Annotated in this window: 1 pseudogene; it reads right to left on the bottom strand. The window is 67.9% G+C overall.

What is annotated here, in order from left to right:
• Window positions 1–238 precede the first annotated feature (238 nt).
• A pseudogene (locus ACTM86_RS08945) lies at window positions 239–711 on the bottom strand (IS256 family transposase); the annotation flags it as partial.

The raw sequence follows: 711 nt of genomic DNA on the forward strand, positions 1-711 counted from the left end.
AGACGTTCAGCTCTCCCATTACGTTTCGCTCCATATCCCGCTCCTCCCGGGTCGGATACCCGATCGGAGCATAGTTCCGTTAGCGCAGTTGGTGAAAGTGCGTTAGCGGGGCCGGCGAAAGCGCGTTAGCGCATTCGGCGAGATGCGTTTGCGAAAGTGGTCAATTTTAGATTAGCGCTAACAACACGATCCTGCCCACGCGGCGCCTGAGCTGCCAGGAGCCGGCCTCGCGCATGCAGTCGCGCATGAGGTGGACCGCGCAGCGCTGCCACGCGGCGCCCTGGAAGACCTCGCCGAGCGCCCGGACGAGCCCCGGGTGGGCGTCCGAGACGACGAGCCGCACGCCCGCCGCCCCGCGCGAGCGGATAGCCCGCAGGAAGGCGAGCCACGAGTCGTAAGACTCGGTGTCGACCACGTCGACACCGAGGACGCGCCCCCGGCCGCCCGCATCGCAGCCGATGGCGGTGACCACGGCGGTGGAGGCGACGCGCCCCTCGCGGCGGCACTTGACGTAGGTCGCGTCGAGCCAGACGTAGGGCACCGGCGAGCCGTCGAGCGGCCTTCCGCACAGATCCTCGATGTCTGCGTCCAGGCTCGAGACGATTGCGCTCACCTGGTCCTTCGAGAGCCTGGAGACGCCCATCTTCTCGGCCACCCTCTGCACCTTGCGGGTGCTCGTGCCCGTGGCGTACATCTCGGCGACGGCGGCAA

The sequence above is a fragment of the Collinsella sp. HCP3S3_E11 genome (genome assembly GCF_052067375.1).
In the GTDB taxonomy this organism is placed as follows: domain Bacteria; phylum Actinomycetota; class Coriobacteriia; order Coriobacteriales; family Coriobacteriaceae; genus Collinsella.